At 62.7% G+C, this 20489-nt stretch carries 16 protein-coding genes and 1 tRNA gene; 15 read left to right on the forward strand and 2 right to left on the reverse strand.

Annotated features, from left to right (window positions below; translation table 11 throughout):
* Positions 1-4 precede the first annotated feature (4 nt).
* The 13 genes from H3S97_RS04875 (at position 5) to H3S97_RS04935 (ending at position 15402) form a co-directional block, all read left to right on the forward strand.
* On the forward strand, positions 5-835 hold the full coding sequence (locus tag H3S97_RS04875) for a glutamate ABC transporter substrate-binding protein (protein WP_198219822.1): 831 nt from the start codon (positions 5-7) through the stop codon (positions 833-835).
* Positions 836-910: 75 nt separating this feature from the next.
* Positions 911-3880 (forward strand): leucine--tRNA ligase, encoded by a 2970-nt coding sequence (leuS, locus tag H3S97_RS04880; protein WP_198219823.1) that lies wholly within the window; start codon positions 911-913, stop codon positions 3878-3880.
* 105 nt (positions 3881-3985) lie between these two features.
* On the forward strand, positions 3986-4666 hold the full coding sequence (locus H3S97_RS04885) for a ComEA family DNA-binding protein (RefSeq protein ID WP_198219824.1): 681 nt from the start codon (positions 3986-3988) through the stop codon (positions 4664-4666).
* Positions 4667-4740: 74 nt separating this feature from the next.
* Positions 4741-6609, forward strand: coding sequence for a ComEC/Rec2 family competence protein (locus H3S97_RS04890; RefSeq protein ID WP_198219825.1), 1869 nt, complete (start codon positions 4741-4743; stop codon positions 6607-6609).
* Entirely contained in the window at positions 6606-7583 is a 978-nt protein-coding gene (holA, locus tag H3S97_RS04895; RefSeq protein ID WP_198219826.1) for a DNA polymerase III subunit delta, read from the forward strand. The genes H3S97_RS04890 and holA overlap by 4 nt, the downstream gene beginning before the upstream one ends.
* Positions 7580-8182, forward strand: a complete 603-nt coding sequence (gene tsaE, locus H3S97_RS04900) for a tRNA (adenosine(37)-N6)-threonylcarbamoyltransferase complex ATPase subunit type 1 TsaE (RefSeq protein ID WP_198219827.1) — start codon at positions 7580-7582, stop codon at positions 8180-8182. The genes holA and tsaE overlap by 4 nt, the downstream gene beginning before the upstream one ends.
* The gene (gene tsaB / locus H3S97_RS04905) at positions 8179-8967 is read left to right on the forward strand and encodes a tRNA (adenosine(37)-N6)-threonylcarbamoyltransferase complex dimerization subunit type 1 TsaB (RefSeq protein ID WP_198219828.1); all 789 of its coding nucleotides are present in this window, start codon (positions 8179-8181) and stop codon (positions 8965-8967) included. The genes tsaE and tsaB overlap by 4 nt, the downstream gene beginning before the upstream one ends.
* Positions 8964-9476, forward strand: a complete 513-nt coding sequence (gene rimI / locus H3S97_RS04910) for a ribosomal protein S18-alanine N-acetyltransferase (RefSeq protein ID WP_198219829.1) — start codon at positions 8964-8966, stop codon at positions 9474-9476. Before tsaB ends, rimI begins: the two co-directional genes overlap by 4 nt.
* Complete coding sequence (gene tsaD, locus H3S97_RS04915; protein ID WP_198219830.1) at positions 9469-10512, forward strand: tRNA (adenosine(37)-N6)-threonylcarbamoyltransferase complex transferase subunit TsaD; 1044 nt, start codon at positions 9469-9471, stop codon at positions 10510-10512. The genes rimI and tsaD overlap by 8 nt, the downstream gene beginning before the upstream one ends.
* Positions 10513-10590: 78 nt before the next feature.
* Positions 10591-10663 (forward strand) — tRNA-Asn (locus H3S97_RS04920).
* Between the two features lie 395 nt (positions 10664-11058).
* Positions 11059-12594 (forward strand): arabinosylfuranosidase ArfA, encoded by a 1536-nt coding sequence (gene arfA, locus H3S97_RS04925; RefSeq protein ID WP_198219831.1) that lies wholly within the window; start codon positions 11059-11061, stop codon positions 12592-12594.
* Between the two features lie 547 nt (positions 12595-13141).
* On the forward strand, positions 13142-13456 hold the full coding sequence (locus tag H3S97_RS08370) for a M23 family metallopeptidase (RefSeq protein ID WP_232356282.1): 315 nt from the start codon (positions 13142-13144) through the stop codon (positions 13454-13456).
* Between the two features lie 119 nt (positions 13457-13575).
* Complete coding sequence (locus H3S97_RS04935; RefSeq protein WP_198219992.1) at positions 13576-15402, forward strand: AMP-dependent synthetase/ligase; 1827 nt, start codon at positions 13576-13578, stop codon at positions 15400-15402.
* On the opposite strand, the gene H3S97_RS04940 is transcribed toward H3S97_RS04935, so the two are convergent.
* Positions 15372-17003, reverse strand: a complete 1632-nt coding sequence (locus tag H3S97_RS04940) for a substrate-binding domain-containing protein (protein WP_288804593.1) — start codon at positions 17001-17003, stop codon at positions 15372-15374. The two genes, H3S97_RS04935 and H3S97_RS04940, sit on opposite strands and share 31 nt — an antisense overlap.
* A 193-nt stretch (positions 17004-17196) precedes the next feature.
* Positions 17197-18447, reverse strand: coding sequence for an NADP-dependent isocitrate dehydrogenase (locus tag H3S97_RS04945; protein WP_198219832.1), 1251 nt, complete (start codon positions 18445-18447; stop codon positions 17197-17199).
* 163 nt (positions 18448-18610) lie between these two features.
* Between H3S97_RS04945 and H3S97_RS04950 the strand changes: the two genes are divergently transcribed.
* Together H3S97_RS04950 and H3S97_RS04955 are read left to right on the forward strand one after the other, a co-directional pair.
* The gene (locus H3S97_RS04950) at positions 18611-19735 is read left to right on the forward strand and encodes a GuaB3 family IMP dehydrogenase-related protein (RefSeq protein ID WP_198219833.1); all 1125 of its coding nucleotides are present in this window, start codon (positions 18611-18613) and stop codon (positions 19733-19735) included.
* 187 nt (positions 19736-19922) lie between these two features.
* Positions 19923-20477 carry a hypothetical protein gene (locus H3S97_RS04955; protein WP_198219834.1) on the forward strand — a complete coding sequence of 185 codons (555 nt, stop codon included), beginning with the start codon at positions 19923-19925 and terminating at the stop codon, positions 20475-20477.
* The last annotated feature ends 12 nt before the right edge of the window (positions 20478-20489 follow it).

Consider the following 20489-nt stretch of genomic DNA (forward strand, 5'->3'; position numbering starts at 1 on the left):
GATCATGTTTGCACGCAGGATTGCGGCGGCTCTGCTGGCACTGGTTCTGGCGGTGCCCCTGAGCGGGTGCGGCCGCCAGGAGGATCGCTACCGGGCGGGTTCCATCGGGCCCAAGATCAGTGTGGGCATCTCCTTCGACCAACCCGGGCTTGGATTCGCCCAGTCCGGACAGTACCGGGGGCTGGATGTGGATGTGGCCCAGTACGTGGTCCACGAGCTTGGATACGCCGAGTCGCAGATCGTCTTCCGCCAGGTGAAGCCTGCGGATCGCGAGCGCATGCTCGAACAGGGCCAGGTGGACATGGTCGTGGCCGGCTACTCCATCACCCAGGATCGGCAGAAGCTGGTGGATTTCGCCGGGCCTTATCTGGCTGCCGGGCAGGATCTGCTGGTTCGCCGCACCCAGAACGATATCGCCGGGGTGGAGGATCTGGCCCAAAAGCGGGTCTGCGTGGCAGCTGGGTCCACCTCCGGGGCCCTGGTGCGCTCGCTGGCCCCCCAGGCCCAGGTCCAGGAGCGGGAGGAGTTCCCCGAGTGCATCACGGCCCTGCTCAGCGGGGACACTGATGCCGCCAGCGGCGACGACTTCGCCCTGGCCGGCCTGGCTCATGTTCGCGGCGGCGGCCAGCTGCGCCTGGTCGGCAATCCCTTCTCCCATGAGCGGTATGGCATAGGCGTGCCCCGCGGGGATCCGGAGCTGGTGGGCGTCATCGACCAGGCCCTGAAGAGGATGATGCGGGACGGATCCTTCAAGGCCGCCCTGGGCCGGGCTTCCCGCTCAATCGGCTTCTCCATCGATGCCGCCGCCCGCACCCTGCACCCCGGCGACCACTGAGCACGGCTCCCGTAAGGACGACGGATGCTGGACATCGGCCCGGCCGTGTCCATGTGAATGGCGATAATTCACCATATGAACGCGAACGAAGACAGGGATCATCAGCAGACCCAGGAATCCGATCAGCCTCAATTCCGCTACGATGCCGCCATGGCGCAGACCATCGAGGAGCACTGGCAGCAGCGCTGGGACAAGGAGGGCACCTTCTGGGCCGCCAACACCAAGGGTGACTTGACGGATGCCCACGGAGATCACGCTGGAGGCCGCAGTCCCTACTTCGTCATCGACATGTTCCCCTATCCTTCGGGCAAGGGCCTGCATGTGGGCCACCCCCTGGGCTACATCGCCACCGACGTGGTCAGCCGCTACCACCGGATGAAGGGCGAGAACGTCCTGCACGCCATGGGCTACGATGCCTTCGGTCTACCCGCCGAGCAGTATGCCGTCCAGACCGGCCAGCACCCCCGGGTCACCACCGAGCAGAACATCGCCAACATGCGCTGGCAGCTGCACCGGCTGGGACTCAGCTTCGACGACCGTCGCTCCTTCGCCACCATCGATACCGACTACGTGCGCTGGACCCAGTGGATCTTCTCGCGCATCTACGAGTCCTGGTACGACCCTGACTATCGCCGTGCCGACGGGGGGACGGGTTCTGCCAGGCCCATCAGCGAGCTTGTCGAGGCCTTCAAGTCCGGAAGCAGGCCCATCCCCGGCCATGCCGACGCCTCCTGGGAGGACCTGGACGAGGCCGAGCGCTCCGAGGTGCTCAACGACTTCCGCCTGGCCTACATCTCGCGTTCGCCGGTCAACTGGTGCCCCGGACTGGGTACGGTCCTGGCCAACGAGGAGGTGACCGCCGAAGGACGCTCCGAGCGTGGCAACTACCCGGTCTACCAGCGTGAGCTCAAGCAGTGGTCCATGCGCATCACCGCCTACGGCCACCGGCTTCTGGAGGATCTGGACATCCTGGATTGGCCCGAAAAGGTCAAGCTCATGCAGCGCAACTGGATCGGGGAGTCGCACGGGGCCTCGGTGGAATTCACCGTGCCCGGCCCCGACGGGGACCAGACCATGGAGGTCTACACCACCCGTCCCGACACGCTTTTCGGTGCCACCTTCGCCGTGGTTTCCCCCGAGCATGACCTGCTCCAGCACCTGCCCCAGGAGTGGCCTGAGGATGTGCCTGATCAGTGGAAGGGCGGCTATGCCAATCCTGCGGAGGGTGTGCAGGCCTATCGCAGGGCCGCCGAGGCCAAGACCGCCAAGGATCGCGTGGATGAAGGCGGGGCCAAGACCGGCCTGTTTACCGGGCTGTACGCTCTCAACCCCATCACCGGGGCCAAGCTGCCCATCTTCACCGCCGACTATGTGCTGATGGACTACGGCACCGGAGCCATCATGGCTGTGCCCGGCGGCGATCAGCGTGATTACGACTTCGCCGTCAAGTATGGCCTGCCCGTCGTCTACACGGTCAGCCCTCTGCCTGAGTCCGGGCAGACATTGGACGATTACCGGGGCAAGGCGCCTTTTGTCTCACACGACGGCATTGTGGTCGACTCTTCGGTCCAGGCCACCCAGGCCGCCGGCGATCCTCTCAGCCTGGACGGCCTGCGGGTTGACCAGGCCATCGAGAAGGTCACTGCCTGGCTGGAGTCGGCCGGGGTGGGCCATGGGACGGTCTCCTACCGGCTGCGCGACTGGCTCTTCTCCCGTCAGCGTTACTGGGGCGAGCCCTTCCCGGTGGTCTATGACGACCAGGGCCTGCCCCACCTGCTGCCCGACGACCAGCTGCCGGTGGCCCTGCCGGACGTGCCCGACTACTCGCCCAAGACCTTCGACCCCGAGGATGCCCAGTCCAGCCCGGAAGCACCGCTGAGCCGCAACCAGGACTGGGTGAACGTGACCCTGGACCTGGGCGACGGCCCCAAGGTCTACCACAGGGACACCAACACCATGCCCAACTGGGCCGGCTCCTGCTGGTACTACATGCGCTACATCGACCCCAAGGACGACCGGCACATGGTTGATCCGGAGGAATACAACTACTGGCTTGGGCCCAAGCACAATGCCACGGCCGGGGAGTCGGGCGGTGTCGACCTCTACGTGGGCGGCGTGGAGCACGCGGTGCTGCACCTGCTCTATGCCCGCTTCTGGCACAAGGTCCTCTACGATCTGGGATACGTCTCGTCCAAGGAGCCCTTCCACAAGCTTTTCAACCAGGGGATGATCCAGGCCTACGCCTACACGGACCAGCGCGGTCAGTACGTGCCTGCCGCCGAGGTGGAGGAGCATGAGGAGGGCGGCAAGGTCAGCTACACCTGGCAGGGGCAGTCGGTCAACCGCGAGTTCGGCAAGATGGGCAAGAGCCTCAAGAACATCATCACCCCGGACGATATGTACCGCACCTATGGGGCCGACACCTTCCGCCTCTACGAGATGAGCATGGGTCCCCTGGACGAGTCCAGGCCCTGGAACACGCGCAACGTGGTGGGTGGCATGCGCTTCCTGCAGCGGCTCTGGCGCAACGTGGTGGACGAGCAGACCGGCGAGGTGGTCCTGGACGAGGGCGAACCCGACCAGAAGACCCTGAAGCTGCTCAACACCACCATCCACGATGTGACCGTGGAGATGGAGGCCATGCGGCCCAACACGGCCATCGCCCGGATGATCGTGCTCAACAACCATCTGACCGGACTGGATCCGACGCCCAGGGCAGCCATCGAGCCCCTGGTGCTCATGCTCTCGCCCATCGCCCCCCATATTTGCGAGGAGCTCTGGAGTCGTCTGGGCCACAAGGAGTCCCTGGCACATGCCCAGTGGCCGACCTGGGATGATCGTTATCTTGGCGAGGACACGGTCACCGCCGTCGTCCAGGTCAAGGGCAAGGTCCGCGGCAAGTTGCAGGTCAGCCCCGACATTGCGCCCGACCAGCTCAAGGCCATGGCTCTGGCACTGCCCGCCGTCCAGGAGCGGCTGGGCGGCAAGGAGCCACGGAAGGTCATTGTCAAGGCCCCTAAAATCGTTTCGGTCGTGCCAGCCTGACACTGCACTGACCGCAGCCAGGCCAGGCTGTGGACAGGCGGTGACCTTCGACCACATAGCCCTCCGACCTCATATCGGGGGGCTCTTTCGTGTCAGGCTGGGCTCATGAGCATCAACATCACCCAGCCGCCGGCGCCGCCCCTCCAGGCACTGGCCATGAATCAATCGCTGAATCAATCGATTCGGTCGGAGCAATCAGCCGAAGGCACGGCCAAGTTACAGGTCCGACGGAATCGGCCTGTCTGGTCGTTTACGCCACTTCAGGCCTTGACGGCCATCCTTATTCTGGTTGCTGCTCTTGCCCTAAGTCTGACCCTGCTGGCCCAGCAGGGACGTGCCCTGGCCACAGGAGTGGCTGTCGACGGATCCGAGGCCAGGTCGTCGGCTTCGGCGGGCAGTAATGTGAACAGCGCTGCACACCATGGCAAGCAGGCCTCGGGAAACGATCACAGTCGTGATACTCAGGGTGAAGCGGGCAGTGAGCAGGCCGGTCCTGCGGTTTCTGGCTCAGCCCGATCTGCCGAAAAGGCCGGTAACGTCCCTGCTGCTCCGTCCTCCAGTGCCTCCTCGGGGACGGCTGATCAGGCGGGGCGCGTGAATCTCAACAGCGCCAGCCAGCAGGATCTGGAGAATGTCAAGGGGATCGGTCCGGTCAAGGCTGCGAAAATATTGGAACATCGGCGAGCCATCGGCGGCCGCTACACCTCGGTAGACCAGCTCCTGGATGTCCCCGGCATCGGTGCCAAGACCCTGGCCCGATTACGCCCATATCTGGTGGCGCAATGATGGCCGGTCGTTCAAGAGCCCACAATGGGGCTCACGATGAGGTTGATCGGGAGAACGGCAGCCGCAATTTTCGGATGCTCCCCGCTGCTTGTCTGGCCTGGGCGGTTGCCCTGCTGGTCCCCTGGCTTCTGGACCTAAGCATGGGCGGATCGGCTGCAGGATCAGCCAAGGACGGTGACTGGGCCAAATCGGTGGGAGAATCCAGAGGCGGCATGGCCGGTGGAAGTACGGCCGGTGGAGGCATGGGTATGACGGTCTGGATGATGCCGCTTGTCCTGGCGCTTCCATTACTCCTTGCAATGATCCTGCTTGCCGTCAAGCTCGTCTGCTTGGTCGCCAGAGAGGTCCCCAATCGCAGGAGTCAGTTTTTTCGTCGGCCCCATCGCTTGGTGTCCACCTGGTTTGATTCTCGTAGGCTGCCGACGCTGGCCGTCCTGGCTGCCGTGGCTCTGACTGCAGCATTGTCTGCCGCGGTAGGTCATGAGTCGGTGCGCAGCGGGCCGGCAGCACGTCAGATCCGTCAGGGAAAGGCGATGGCCGAGGTGCGTGGTCTGGCTCTAGGACCTATGAGCGCATCCTCTCGGCGAGGATGGGACTGTCAGGTGGAATTAAGGCTGCACCGGGTGACTGTGGCCGGTGTGCGCATGCCTTCCGATGAACGGATTGTACTCTTCGCCCGTGGCCGGTCATGTCTGCTGCAGCAGGGCGGACTGTATCGTGCGCGTGGCCTCTTGGGACCCTCCGTTTACGGTCGTCCCATGCCCTGGCTGACCGTGGAGGATGGCTTGAAACAAGTCAGGCCGCCAGGACCTGGTAGACGCTTGATAGTTCGTATGCAAAATGCCTTTCTCGAACAGACCGGCAAGCTGGACGACCAGGGGCGGATCCTGGTGCCGGGATTGACCATGGGCATCCTGGGCAACCAGGCCCTGCCCGGTTCGGGCGGGTCCCTTGGCAGACCTGCAGTGGAGCCCGCCTATGCCACCCGTCTGATCCAGGATTTCCGTGCATCGGGCATCCTTCATCTGATGGCTGTCTCCGGTGGGCACTTCATGATCCTGGCCTCGCTGCTGGTTTCAATCATGCGGGCCCTGCGCTCGCCGCCCCTGCTGATGGCCCTGGTTTTGTCCGCCGCCTATCTGGGCTTGGGCATGCTGATGGTCCCAGGGGATTCGGTCTTGCGAGCCCAGGCCATGGGGCTTCTTTCAGCTTTGGCTCTGGCTGCCTGCCGGCCTGCCCAGTCCTTGAATTCCCTGTCCTGGTGTGTGCTGTTGGTCCTGATTCTGCGGCCTTCCATGGCCGCAAGCTTCGGCTTCGCGCTCTCCTGTGGTGCTGTGCTTGGCATAGGTCTGGGAAACCGGCGGTTGACGGTCCTCCTTGAAGACCATCTTCCGGCATTTCTGGCACGTCCATTGGCCACGACCCTGTGTGCTCAGGCTGGCACGCTGCCCGTGCAGGTGCTGATGAGTCCCGGACTGCCTCTGCTGGCACCGTTGGCCAATTTGCTCGTCACTCCTGTGGTCGACGTTGCCACCGTGACCGGCCTGCTGGCCCTGCTCACCTCCTGGCTCTGGCCGCCATTGGGGCTCTTGCTGGCCCGGTTGACCTCCCTGGGTACTGCAGTCATGGCTTTCGCCGCCACATGGCTGGGCGAGGCGGCTGCTCCGGCGGGCTGGCCTTCGGGGCCAGTCGGCAGCGCCTGCCTTGTAGGCCTGGGTCTCATGGCCGTGATTGACCATCGGTTGGTTCGACTGATTCGTGCCCGGAGTCGGGACCCTTTATGGCCGGCTGTGACAGCCCAGGATTCGGGGGTTCCCTTTCGGCCATCCGCTTGGGGGTCAATCAAGGTCTGGTTGCAGCAGACCTATGGCCTTCTAGCCCAGTTGGTCTTCAAAAAACGACCGAGGTTAATGTCCAGTGATGAAGGGAGATTTGAGTCATGACCAAAGCTCAGCAGGAGAACCCTTCCGTCCATCTGGTGGTCGGCGGCGATCCCTTCCTCAACGGTCAGCGCGTCAAGGACCTGTGCGCACAGGCATGTGCCGCCCACCCGGACAGCGAATACATAGAGATGGATGCGGCAGACTGCGACGCTTATGCCTTTCAGGAGGCGGTCGGACCCTCCCTGCTCAGTCAGACGGCCGTGGTTCTTCTGGATGATTTGCAGGCGGCCGATGAGGCCTTGACTCAGGCCTTGGTGGACTTCTGCCACGAGCCGGTAGGTTCCGAATCCAGCATTGTCATCGCGCGTCATGACGGAGGCAACCGGGGCCGCAGGCTTCTGGACCAGATGGAACGTGCCGGGGCAGTCATGGAGCGTATGCCGGATCTGAAGAAGTTTGATGACAAGGTCGATTTCGTCTATGGGCAATTCAAAGCTCATCAGCGTCACATCCAGCCGAGGGCGGCCCAGCGTCTGGTGGATGTCCTGGGTGAGCGCACTCCGGAACTTGCCGCCATGTGCTCCCAGCTCTGCTTCGATTTTGACCAGGATCCCATGACCTTGGGGATTGTCAACCGATATTTGACCGATAACCCGGCTGTGTCGGGATTCGCCGTGGCGGACAGGGCCCTTGCCGGCAGGCCGGCCCAAGCCGTCGTCGCCCTACGTTCAGCTCTGGAACAGGGCAACGAACCAGTATCCCTTATCGGAGTATTGGCCCTGAAGCTACGGACACTGGGTAAGGAGGCGGCCATCGAATCGGGATCCATCACGACAGCCGAGGCCAAGGCCGCCTACTGGCAGTTGCGTGAGGCAAAGCGACAACTGCATGGATGGACCTCCTCCGGTCTGGCGGCCTGCATCGAGGCCTTGGCACACGCTGATGAGGTCAGCAAGACCAGCAGCGGCGACGCCCGCTATGCTCTGGAACGGGCAGTGGAGCTGATCGCCGCCAAGGGAAGGACGTTGGCATGAGCCTGCAGGACAGTGCCGGGCAAAAGGATGGATTTGAGCTGGCCGTGCCAACGGGCGAGGACATGCGGCGCCTGGGCAGAAACCTGGCCTCAAGTCTGCAAGGCGGGGATGTGATCCTCCTGTCCGGACCTCTGGGGGCGGGCAAGACCACGCTGGCCCAGGGGCTGGGCAGCGGACTTGGAGTGGACGGTCCTGTGGTCTCGCCCACGTTCACCATCGCAAGAGAGCTGCATGGCCATCTGTCCGACGGCTCGCCGGTCACCCTGATCCACGTGGATGCCTATCGGTTGGGCGGACAGGACTATCTGCCTGGCGAGGATGCTGTGGATCGGCTCCTGGACGAGCTGGAGTCCCTCGGTCTGGACGAGGAGTTGGAGGATCCGGGCCAAAGCACCATCATCCTGATGGAATGGGGTGAGCAGATGGCCTCGGCACTGGCCGATCAACGTCTGGAAGTGAGCATCTCCCGACCTGTGGATCCTCGGGAAGATCCTTACGCGCCACCCAGCTCCCAGGGTCAGCGTATGGTACGTCTGCGTGGAGTGGGTCCTTGGTGGGCCACCAGACTGGAGCAGTTGAGAAAGGCGATGACGGCATGAGCGGGAGCGATACGCCCCTTTTGGTGATCGATACCTCATATGGCTCGACTGTGGGATTGCCGGGGCGGGAGCCTTGTATCGAGACCGACTCGCGCTCGCATGTGGAACGTCTCCAGGTCAACATCGCCAAGGTCATGGACCAGGCCGGGCTGTCTGCAGACGATCTGAGGACCATCGTGGTGGGACTGGGCCCTGCACCTTTCACCGGTCTGCGGGCAGGCATCGTAACCGCCAAAGCCCTGGCCTTTGCCACCGGTGCCCGTCTGCTGGGACAGGACATCCTGGAACCACAGGCCCGCTATGCCTACAGCCGGTTCAATCTGCAGGAACAAGGCCATACCCGGTTGCTGGTTCTGGCCGTCAATGATGCTCGACGTCGGCAGCTCTATTACCGTCTGTTCGGCGACTTTGGAGACGTGGAAGCCCCGGCCCGGCCGCTGACCGAAATGAGCATCGACTATCCAGCTGCTATCTGTGAGAGAATCACGGCCGTTGCAGAGGAGAGTGGGTCTGTGGATCAGGGCCCTGTCACTCTGGTCATCAGCGGCCACGGAGCCGGTCGCTACGCTGACCAGTGGGAGCGTCTGGATAAGCATCCGGAAATACGGGTGATACTGGACGAAGGATCCTTCCTGGAGGATCGGACCCAGGGGACAGCTCTGATGGCGGCTTGTGCATGCAGACGTGCCCGGCAGGGGCTGATCGACCCGGTGGAACCGCTTTACCTTCGTCGGCCGGACGTCTCGGTGCCCAATCCGCTCAAGCACGTGGCTGTCCAGTCATGATTCGCAGGGCGGCCTTGGGGGACCTGGACCAGCTTGTCAATCTGGAGAAGTGCGTCTTCGGCGACCAGGCCTGGAGCCGGCAGGAGCTGCGGTTTGAGTTGTCTGCGCCCTCCCGCACCTACCTGGTTTGGGAGGACCAGGGAACCGTCCTGGGCTACGGAGGTTATTGGTCGGGCGAAAGGGATGCCGAGCTGATGACCATCGGGGTGCTGCCGGAAGCCCGGCATCGCGGTATTGCAGGATCCCTGCTGGCCAGGCTTATCGCCGGAGCAGATCGCAAGGGTCTGCAAGGCATGAACCTGAAAGTGCGCATAGACAACCCGGCGGCCATTGGCCTCTACAAAAAATTCGGTTTCTCAAGGACGGGTCTGTGCAGGGGCTACTATCAGCCTCAAGACGTGGATGCCTGGGCCATGACCAGACCTTTGAGCTCGGTCGGGCCGGGTCCGGTGGGATTTGTCGGCAGCAACTTTTTAGAAGGACAGGAAAGGATCATCGACCATGAGTGAGCCTCTGGTGCTTGGCATCGAATCCACCTGCGACGAGACCGCGGCCGCCCTGGTGCAGGGCAACCGGCTGCTGTCCAACGTGGTGGCCTCCTCCATGAACGAGCACGCCCGCTATGGGGGCGTCATCCCTGAGATCGCCTCGCGGGCACACGCTGAGTCCTTTGTACCGGTCGTCTCCAAGGCCCTGAATGATGCGGATATGGACTTGTCCCAAGTGGATGCCATAGCGGTCTCGGCTGGTCCCGGACTGGCTGGTTGCCTGGCCGTAGGCGTTTCCGGTGCCAAGGCGCTGGCCTGGGCAGCGAAAAAGCCCTTGTATGGTATCAACCACGTCATCGGCCATATAGCGGTCACCCAGCTCCAATTCGGACCTTTCCCTAAAAATGCCCTGGCCCTGATAGTCTCCGGCGGCCACACCTCATTGCTGCATGTGGATGATCTGGCGAAATCGGTCCAGGTGGTGGGCACCACCCTGGATGACGCGGCGGGGGAGTGCTTCGACAAGATCGCACGTCTGCTGGGCTTCCCCTATCCCGGCGGCCCCCACATCGACCGCCACGCCCGGGTGGGCGACCCTCACGCCATCGCCGTGCCCCAGGGGCTGACCAAGGGCCGGGCCGGAGCAGAGCATCCCTATGATTTCAGCTTTTCCGGGGTCAAGACCGCCGTGGCTCGATGGGTCGAGCGCAGACAGCAGGCCGGGCTCGACATTCCCGTGGATGATGTCTGCGCCTCCCTGGCTGATTCCGTGGCCACCGTCCTCTCCCGCAAGGCCATGGCCGCCTGCCACAGATTCGACACGGGTACCCTGATTGTCGGCGGCGGGTTCTCGGCCAACTCGCAGCTGCGCGGCAAGCTTGAAGAGTTCGGCGAGCAGGATGGCGTCAAGGTTCGCATTCCGAAAATCAACCTGTGCACGGACAACGGCGCCATGGTGGCCATGCTGGGCGTCAATCTGGTCCAGGCGGGACGGGCTCCCTCTGCTCCCGACTTCTCCATTGATTCGGCCATGCCCCTGGACAGGATCCTCATGTAATCGACACGCCAAGTTGTCGGATACGAGAGTTCTGACTATAGTATGGTAATTGTGTTCAGCGAGAGTTGAACGGGACATTCCCGCATAGCTCAGTTGGCAGAGCGTTCGACTGTTAATCGAAATGTCGCTGGTTCAAGCCCAGCTGCGGGAGCTCTCAACCGCCGGTCCTCCGGCGGTTTTCTTTATCTGCCAGGTTTCTTTGCATTGTGCAATCTGCCAAGCAACCCCCCCCCCTCCACCTATCTCGAATGCTCCCGGTTGTTGCAAATATGGGTGTCGGGATGCTCAACCGACTGAATTGATGAGATGTTCCTGGCTCAAGGACTGATGCTGTCGGCTTGTTTTGAATATTCTCATCTCTCGTGTGAGGTGATTATGCAGCCTGTCGTTGGATACTGGGACAAGCATATTTGTGATTGCTCTGTGCCGCATGGGGCGACAGACGGGTGGCTTGCCGAATTCACAACGTTGTACTATTCAGATGTTCCATAGTTTCAACATGGACGAGAATCATGGACGATACAGTCAGAACGAAGGAGTCGGACAGTGACGCAAGGGCAGCAGAATCACAGGGGCAGGGCACAGTTCAGGGTGGATGAGGAGCAGGAGTCCACGCCCATTGACGATCGCCTCTTCGGATCCTTCGTGGAGCACCTGGGCAGGGGAATCTACTCGGGCATCTATGAGCCGGGTCATCCGACAGCAGACGAACAGGGTTTTCGCCGGGATGTCATGGATCTGGTCAAGGAACTGGGCGTGACCACCATCCGATACCCGGGCGGCAACTTCGTCTCGGGCTATCGCTGGGAGGATGGCGTGGGACCGCGCGAGAGCCGTCCCCGTCGTCTCGATCTGGCCTGGCACTCCGGCGAAAGCAACGAGTTCGGCCTGCACGAGATGCGCGACTGGCTGGACAAGCTGGGCGGCAACGAGCTCATGGAGGCCGTCAACCTGGGCACCAGGGGTATGCAGGAGGCCCTGGACCTGCTCGAATACTGCAATGTCCCCTCGGGCACCGAGCTGTCGGAACGCCGTCGTGCCAACGGCCATGATCGCCCCTTCGACATCAGGATGTGGTGCCTGGGCAACGAGATGGACGGCGACTGGCAGATCGGCCATAAAAGTGCTGAGGAATACGCCGATCTGGCCAACCGGACGGCTGTGGCCATGCGGATGATCGACCCGGACTTGGATCTGGTTGTCTGCGGATCCTCCTCACACACCATGCCCACCTTCGGCCTCTGGGAGCGCACCGTACTGGAGCGCTGCTTCGAAAATGTGAACTTCCTCTCATGCCATGCCTATTACGCGCCCAGGGATGGGGACATGGCCAGCTTCCTGGCTTCAGGCGTGGACATGGACAGTTTCATCACCGACGTGGCGGCCTCCATCGCCGCCTCGCGTGCCCGGCTGGGCAGTGATCATCAGGTTTTCATCTCCTTCGACGAGTGGAATGTCTGGTACCAGGATGCGGAGGCCAGCAGATCGCCCGAAGGCATCGGCAATTGGCCTGTAGGCGCGCCGCTCCTGGAGGATGTCTATTCGGCGGCGGATGCCGTGGTGGTGGGCGACCTGCTGATCACCCTGCTCAGGCATGCCGACGTCGTTCATGCGGCCAGCCTGGCCCAGCTGGTCAACGTCATTGCCCCCATCATGACCGAGCCCGGCGGCCCGGCATGGAGGCAGACCATTTTCTACCCCTTCGCTCTGACCGCCCGTTATGCGCGGGGAGCCAGCGTGCTCAAGAGCCTGCAGAGCGGCGACACCTATGAGACATCCCGCTATGGCCAGGTGCCGATGACCGATTCGGTGGCCGTCAGAGGTGCCGATGGCTCCCTCAGCATTTTCGCGGTCAACCGCAGCCTTGACCGTTCTGTTGATTTCAGCATCGCCCTGCCCGAGCAGGATCGACATCGGCAGGCCACGGTCAGTACCCTGCACGAGGACAACCCCTCGGCACGCAACACGCTTGAAGACCAGGAACGAGTCGTCATGCATGCCCGGAAAGACTTCAGGATGGATGGGGACGCCTTGGACCTTCAACTGCCTCCCGTCTCCTGGACGGTCATACATCTGGCTTAAACAGGCCGCCAAAGGCATCTAGGTTGGGGAACCCATAGGGGATTTGCGATTACGGTGCCTTTACGGTCCATGTGGATGTGGACGATCACATATTCGACCACATGCCTCCTTCCGGTTCACGTGGCTTTGGCATCCAATCCATCATGATGGTGGACGCTCAATCGGGCGTCCACGTTGACGGAATGAAGGTGCGACCATGGCCTGTGCGCGTGACCATAAGAACAAGGGCATCAGGCGGGTTACCGGCCGGATGCCCATCATGCCTTCCGGCTGTCGGCCCCCATGGTTTCCCGGGACCCTGCTGGTGTTGATACTGGCACTGGTCCTGTCGGTTGCGGGGCCTACGGCAACCGTCACGGCTCAGCCTGCGCCGATCCTGCCTTCGGCTGCAGCTCCGGCGCAGAAGGGTCGAGTTGCCTCGTCGATCACAGCCTGTCGCCGGGGTTGGCTGTGGCCCCTTGAACCTCTGCCTGGCGGTAAGACCGCACCGCAGGTTACGAGTCCCTTTGATCCTCCGGATCGTCCATGGCTGAGCGGTCATCGCGGGATGGATTTGGCGGCGGAGCAAGGCAGCAGTATCCGTGCACCGGCAGACGGTGTCATCGACTTTGCAGGCTCCGTAGCAGGCAAGGACGTGGTCTCCATACGTCACGGCGACCTGGTCTCCACCTATGAACCTGCACAGAGCTCTCTGCCGGTAGGGACCCGGCTGCAGACCGGTACAGTCTGGGGAAGGGTGCAGGGAGCCTCCGACCACTGTGCCCAGGAGTGTCTGCACTGGGGCCTGAAAGACGGTCAAGGCCGTTATCTGGATCCCGGTGCCAGGGTCGGATGGCATCGTATTCGTCTCAAGCCCCTGTAGGAATGTGGGGTTTGCTTGCAGGACTCGCGCGTTTGCAGACCGGGTATATCGCCAGCCCGGGGGAGCGGTTAGAATCGTTATGCATAACGCCGTTTCAGCAGGGAGTGGTCATGCAGAACATGCAGCAAGAATTCACGCGTCCGCTTGAGGAGCCGATAGATGCTGATGCCAGCGTCTTTTCCCTGCTTGAGGACAGGGTGGAGCGCCTCGGCGACGACCCTTTGATCGAATACCGGAGCGGACGTGAGTGGAAGGCCATCACGGCTTGTGAGTTCCGGGACCGCGTTGTCTCGTTGGCCAAGGGGCTTATGGCCCGGGGTGTCGGGCGTGGGGATTCGGTGGCCATCGTCTCGCACACCCGATGGGAGTGGACTGCCCTGGACATGGCCATCCTGTCCATCGGAGCGGTGACGGTGCCGGTCTACGAAACAGATTCTCCAGATCAGATCCGGCGCATCTTCAACGACTCCCACGTAGGCATGGCCTTTTTGGAGGATGACAACATGAGGGCGCGTGTGGACGCGGTTCGTTCCCAGTGCGCCTATCTGAACGACCTGTATGTGATCACCAGGGGAGCGCTAACCACCATGACCGCCTACGGACGGGCGGTGGACCAGGCGGACTTCCAAGTCCGGGCCGACTCGGTGCAAGGCTCCGACCTGGCCACCATCGTCTACACTTCAGGCTCCACTGGCAAGCCCAAGGGCATAGAGCTCAGCCACAGCAACATCGTATTCACTGTGCGGTCGGGCGCTCAGGCAGTCCCTGACATCTGCCTTGGTGGGGGCAGACGGCTTCTGCTCTGCCTGCCCCTGGCCCACGCATTCGCCCGTTGCCTGCAGTTCTTCGCCATCGCCACGGATCTCACCCTGGGGCTTACCGGGTCCATCCGCAATCTGCTGCAGGACATGCAGACCTTCAAGCCCACCTTCATCCTGGCTGTCCCGCGAATCTTCGAGAAGATCTACAACGCCGCCTCCCAGCGGGCCGGCACAGGCGCCAGGGGCAGGATTTTCCTGGATGCTGCAGGTGTGGCCAGGCAGTGGTCCCGTCATCAGCAGACCGGCAGCCGGGTTCCCATGTCGCTGAAGACCAAGCACCTCATGTACACGGGCACCGTCTACGACCCCATCCTGGAGGCCTTGGGTGGCCGGGTCAAGTATGCCATTTCGGGCGGCGCCCCCCTGGACAGGGACATTGCGGACTTCTTCAATGGCATAGGCCTGCCCCTGCTGGAGGGTTACGGCATGACCGAGACCATGGGTCCTGTGACGGTCAACCCCACCGAGGGCTATCGGCTGGGCACCATCGGCCTGCCCATGCCCGGCATCACCGTGGGCATCGACCAGGAGGGCCAGCTATGTGTCAAGGGCCCCGACGTCTGCATGGGCTACCACAACCATCCAGAAATCACCACCAGGCAGATTCGTGACGGCTGGCTCCTGACCGGCGATCTGGGCAGCCTGGACGAGGACGGGTTCGTCCGGCTGACCGGCCGACGCAAGGAGATCATCATCACTGCCGGTGGCAAGAACATCTCGCCGGCGCTGCTGGAGACGGCTGTAGAGCGTTCGCCCCTCATCAGCCACTGCATGGTCATCGGGGACCGCAGGCCATTCATCTCGGCCCTGATCACCCTCAATCCCGATGAGGTCGACCGATGGCTGCGGGACCAGGGCGCCGAGCCCTTGAAGGATGCCGCTGCGGCCGGGGAGAACCCCATCATCCGCACCGAGGTCGACCGTGCCGTGGACGCGGCCAACGCTCAGGTATCCCGGGCCGAGGGCATCCGCCGCTATCTGATTCTGGACCAGGACTTCACTCGTGAAAACGGATTGCTGACCGCATCATACAAGCCCCGCCGTCAGGAGGTTCTCAAGCGGTACGAGGACCGGATCGAGCAGGAGATCTATGCTCAGAGACCCGCGTCGGCTGGCTTGATGTAGCCTGTATCGATCAGCGCCGCTTTGAGGTTGGAGGCCGAGACCGCGACCAGGGGTCTTGATAGGCGACGCAACTGTTTGCCGTTCTGGTCGATGGTCTGGACCGTATCCATGGCCGGCACCTTGCCTTGGCTGTTGAGGCCGACGCAGGCCTTGGCGATATCAGCTGCGATCCCCAGCCTGTCCTCCAGACCGGTCATCCACTGACGTCCGTCAACGATTTGAGGGATGTTGTCTACGTAGGCGCCATATCCGCTGATGATGGGCCAGGCAGGGTGGTCGTCCGAGGGCGTGGAACCTTCGGTCTTGCCCGTGGTCTGCTGTGAAGGATCCGCATCCGACCCTGTCGGATTCTGGGTTGCAGGGCTCTGGGCGGGTTTGGGCACCCGCTGCCGATGCAGATCCTGGCGTCCGGCCATGGACCCGACAATTCCAGATATGGAGATCTCCGGGTTGACGTCCGCTGACGTACCCCGATAACCCAGATCCCCGAGCTCGGAGACCACACCGGAAACAATGAAGTCGTTCATGGCCAGAATGCCGTCCACCTCGGTATGGGTCTTGGTGTCATCGTTCATGGACAGGCGGGTCGCCAGCTCTTTGCCTGTAGCCGAGGCATCCTTGCCTGGGTCAAAGGCGACCGCCTGCCAGTCCTTCTCGGTGCTGTCCGCCTTCAGACGCCCCGAGGGGCTGACAGCCCGCCCATCCTTGAAGTAGGGACCCAGCACCTGCCAGATTCCGACGAAGGACTGCGCGGGGAAAGAACTCTGCTCATCCTGTTCCTCATGTCGTTCCTGATTGGCCTGGCCGGTTTCAGCATCCTCGTCAGCAGAGGATGTATCCGAGGATGACGCATCAGAGGAGGATGTCTCGGCTGTGCGGTTCGGCAGCAGAACCTCGATGCGGCAGGGGTTGTTCTTGCTGGCCTTGTCCAGCTCCAACTTGCTGGCCAACTTGTTCGCCTGCATCTGCCCAATGGCCCGAGCATCGGACAACTGCACGAACAGATCCGGGTGAATGCCCGGCACCTGATTGGCCAGCAGCACCACATGCATGCCCGCGCCCGCAGCAAGGCGCAGAGACGAGACCAGGCGTGCGCTCGCCTTGTCTTCGGCATCGGCATCCAGTGACTTGCTGATGTAGTCGCCATACTGGCGGGTAATGGAGTCTGGCGAGGTCATGGGTGCCACCACCAGTGTGGTCGGCTCTGAGGTCTTCCCGGCCTTGCGCTCCGAAAGGCGGTTGACCACATAATCCTGCAGTTCCTTGCTTTGGTCCTCCAGATTCCCGCTGGTGTAGGCATCGATGCGCTTACCGGAAAGATGCTCCTTGGTCAGTGCCGCCTTGAGCTCTGGAACCAGGGCGGCCCACTTGTTGATGGGCGTGTGCTGGGAGAGGGTGATGCCGTCAGAGGGAGTGAAAATGGCCACCCGACCGGGCACTTCGGCAGCTGTCGTGGAGGTCGCCGGGCTCTGCGGGGCGCTCGGGTATTGTTTCCCCCCGCCCATGGCCGGATCGCAGGCGCCTGCCGATGCCACCATGACCAGGCATGCCAGCAGGGCCAGCAAGCCGGACAGATGCCGTGCAAAGCCGGTCTTCTTCACATTCGCTCCTTCGTTCCGACAGAGCCCGACTCTGGCCGGGTCCCGAGCAACCATTGTATGGGCTCTCGGGCAGGAGCGTATGGAGTCTCCCCGCTTTTGCGCACAAGCTTCTCGCCAAGTGGCAGACGGTCAAGGCCGAACCGGACAGATCAGCGGCCTGTTCTGGCCAGGGAATGATACCCTGTCCAATCGGTTAGTCCGCCTTGTGTTCTGTGGCCTCTGTCGCAGCTGAAGCCATATGCGCGGCAAGGGCCTGATCCAGGGCATCCATGAACCCTTCGGTGTCGAGCCAGGGCTGGTCAGGACCGACCAGGCTGGCCAGATCCTTGGTCATGCGGCCGGAGCGCACGGTCTCGATGACCACTGACTCCAGGGTTTGTGCGAACTGGGCCACCTTGGGCGTATCATCCAGCCGCGCCCGCTGTTTGAGTCCGCCGGTCCAGGCGAAAATGGAGGCGATCGGGTTGGTGGAGGTGGTTTCCCCCTTGAGCCAACGCCGGTAATGCCTGGTCACGGTCCCATGGGCGGCCTCGGCCTCCACCGTCTGCCCGTCGGCCGTCATCAACATGGAGGTCATGAGGCCAAGGGAGCCGAACCCTTGAGCTATCGCATCGGACTGGACATCGCCGTCGTAGTTCTTGCAGGCCCAGACATAGCCGCCCTGCCACTTGAGCGAGGAGGCCACCATGTCATCGATCAGCCGATGCTGGTAGGTCAGCCCCTCCTGCTCGAACCGACTCCGGTACTCCTGCTCATAGACCTGGGCGAAAATATCCTTGAACCGGCCGTCGTAGGCCTTGAGGATGGTGTTCTTGGTGCTCAGGTAGACCGGGTAGCGCCTCTGCAGGGCATAGTTGAAGCAGGAGCGCGCAAAGTCGCGGATGGAGTCGTCAAGGTTGAACTGCACCTGGGCCACGCCCGGACCTGGGTAGACGGTTACTTCCCGGGTCATCGGGTCGCCCCCGTCCCCGGGGGTGAAGGTGACGCTCAGCTTTCCCGGCCCGGGCACGGTGAAATCGGTGGCCTGGTATTGATCGCCGAAGGCATGGCGGGCCACCACGATGGGCTTGGACCATCCGGAAACCAGCCGGGGGATGTTGTCGATGACGATGGGTTCGCGGAAGATGGTTCCGCCAAGAATGTTGCGAATGGTGCCGTTGGGCGACTTCCACATGCGCTTGAGACCGAATTCCTTCACACGGGCCTCGTCCGGGGTTATGGTGGCGCACTTGACGCCCACATGCTCGCGCTGAATGGCCTGGGCCGCCTGCACGGTTACCTTGTCGTCGGTGGCGTCCCTGTTGCGGATGCCCAGATCGTAATAGTCCAGGTCCACATCCAGATAGGGCAGAATCAGCCGTTCCTTGATCATTTTCCAGATGACCCGGGTCATCTCGTCACCGTCGAGCTCGACGATGCGTCCCTTCACGGCGATCTTCTCCATGGCGGCCTCCTAACAGTGGGCGGGTCGGGGGCCGGATCCTGCTCCCGGTGCCGCAGTTGCGCTCGCGAACAGTTCTATCCCAAGTTTGTTACTCTCTGTTCCCTGGCTCGTAACCCGTTCGTAGCAAGCCGGAGCGTCATCATGAGGCGCTAGGCTGGCAGACATGACACAGGAAATCGAAATCGGTCTCGGCAAGAAGGCCACGGTGGCCTACACGCTCGATGATGTCTCCATACTCCCATCAAGAAGGACCAGGGATCCCCAGGATGTCTCCACGGCCTGGCAGGTGGATGCCTACGAGTTCGACCTGCCCCTGCTGGCGGCGCCCATGGACTCGGTGACCAGCCCGGAGACGGCCATCGCCCTGGGTCGGTTGGGCGGACTGGGCGTGCTGGACCTGGAGGGGCTGTGGACCCGCTACGAGGATCCGCGCCCCCAGCTGGACCGGATAGCCCATGCCACGCCGGAGCAGGCGACCCAGGTCATTCAGGAGGCCTACCGGGAGCCGGTCAAGGCGGAGCTGATCACCCGCCGTCTGCAGGAGATTCGCAAGGCCGGGGTCACGGTGGCCGGGGCCCTGTCGCCCCAGCGCACCCAGGAGTTCTACACGACGGTGGTCGATGCAGGTGTGGATCTGTTCGTGATCCGCGGCACGGCGGTATCGGCCGAGCATGTCTCCACCAGCCATGAGCCCTTGGATTTGAAGAAGTTCATCTACGACCTAGACGTTCCGGTCATCGTCGGCGGGGCCGCCACCTACCAGGCTGCCCTGCATCTGATGCGCACGGGTGCCGCCGGGGTGCTGGTCGGGTTCGGCGGGGGAGCCTCCTCTACCGACTCCGCCACCATTGGAATTCAGGCTCCTATGGCCACGGCCATCTCGGATGTGGCGGAGGCGCGTCGTGACTACCTGGACGAATCCGGCGGCCGCTACGTTCAGGTCATCGCCGACGGGGAGACCGGCACCTCGGGGTCCTTTGTCAAGGCCTTGGCCATGGGGGCCGACGCGGTCATGCTGGGCACGCCCCTGGCCAAGGCCACGGAGGCTCCCGGTCAGGGCATGCACTGGGGGGCCGAGGCCCATCACCCTGAGCTGCCCAGGGGTCGCAGGGTCCAGGTCGGCCAGGTGGGGAGTCTGGAGCGCATACTCTTCGGACCCAGTGATCGCACCGATGGCAGCCTGAACCTGATCGGGGCCCTGCGCCGGGCCATGGCCTCCACCGGCTACGTGGATGTCAAGAACTTCCAGAAGTGCCGCGTGGCAGTGACTCCCGCCCCTCGCTGCTGAGCAGGTATTTATCCACAATCCGTATCAAGGCCGGTTCAGGTTGACCACATTCCTGAACCGGCCTTTACATTGCCTCAGGGCATTCTTACTCTGGACGTAATCGCTGTCGTTGCGTCGGTCACCCAGTGCACCTCGCCGGCATGAGAGGGGGAAGCAAACAAGCACATCGAAGTGCGAGGGGAGAAGTATGACGGAGTATATGGATCTGGCGCCGACCTGGGATGGGGATCGTGCAATCAGGGACTCGGCAGGACAGGACGTCGGCGGCTGGTGGCCGTCCACCTGCGTTCAGGTGCCGCTGGGACTTGGGGGCATCAACCTGACAGTGCGAACCGTCAACTTCGTTCGACCGGCGGATGCGGCCGGGCATGAGGGTCTGACGGGGGATCTCAAGCGAATTCTGGTCAACCTGTGCGCCCTGGCATCCAGGGTCTTTGATGTGCTGCGGGGTCGTCTACCGATGAAGGGCCTGGACCGTGTGCTCAACCGCGTCTGCGTGGAACGGCTGGCTATGCTGGCCCGGCTTATGCGTGATCGGCATCTGGGCATGGTCCGCACGTCGGATCATGTCGGCCTGGCCTATCTGCCGCTGGTTCCTAAACTGGTCGAGCTCTACCGGGTGGACTGCGACCGTTACGAAACCACCATCGGATTCCTGGTCGGCGAGCGCACGGTGCTGGCCAACCTGATCGTCGCCAGAAGCGGTTCGCGCTGGCTCTGTGTGCGCTTCGACATGGGCTAGGCGTCGGCTTTG

The organism is Bifidobacterium choladohabitans (genome assembly GCF_016102005.1).
Lineage (GTDB): Bacteria > Actinomycetota > Actinomycetes > Actinomycetales > Bifidobacteriaceae > Bombiscardovia > Bombiscardovia choladohabitans.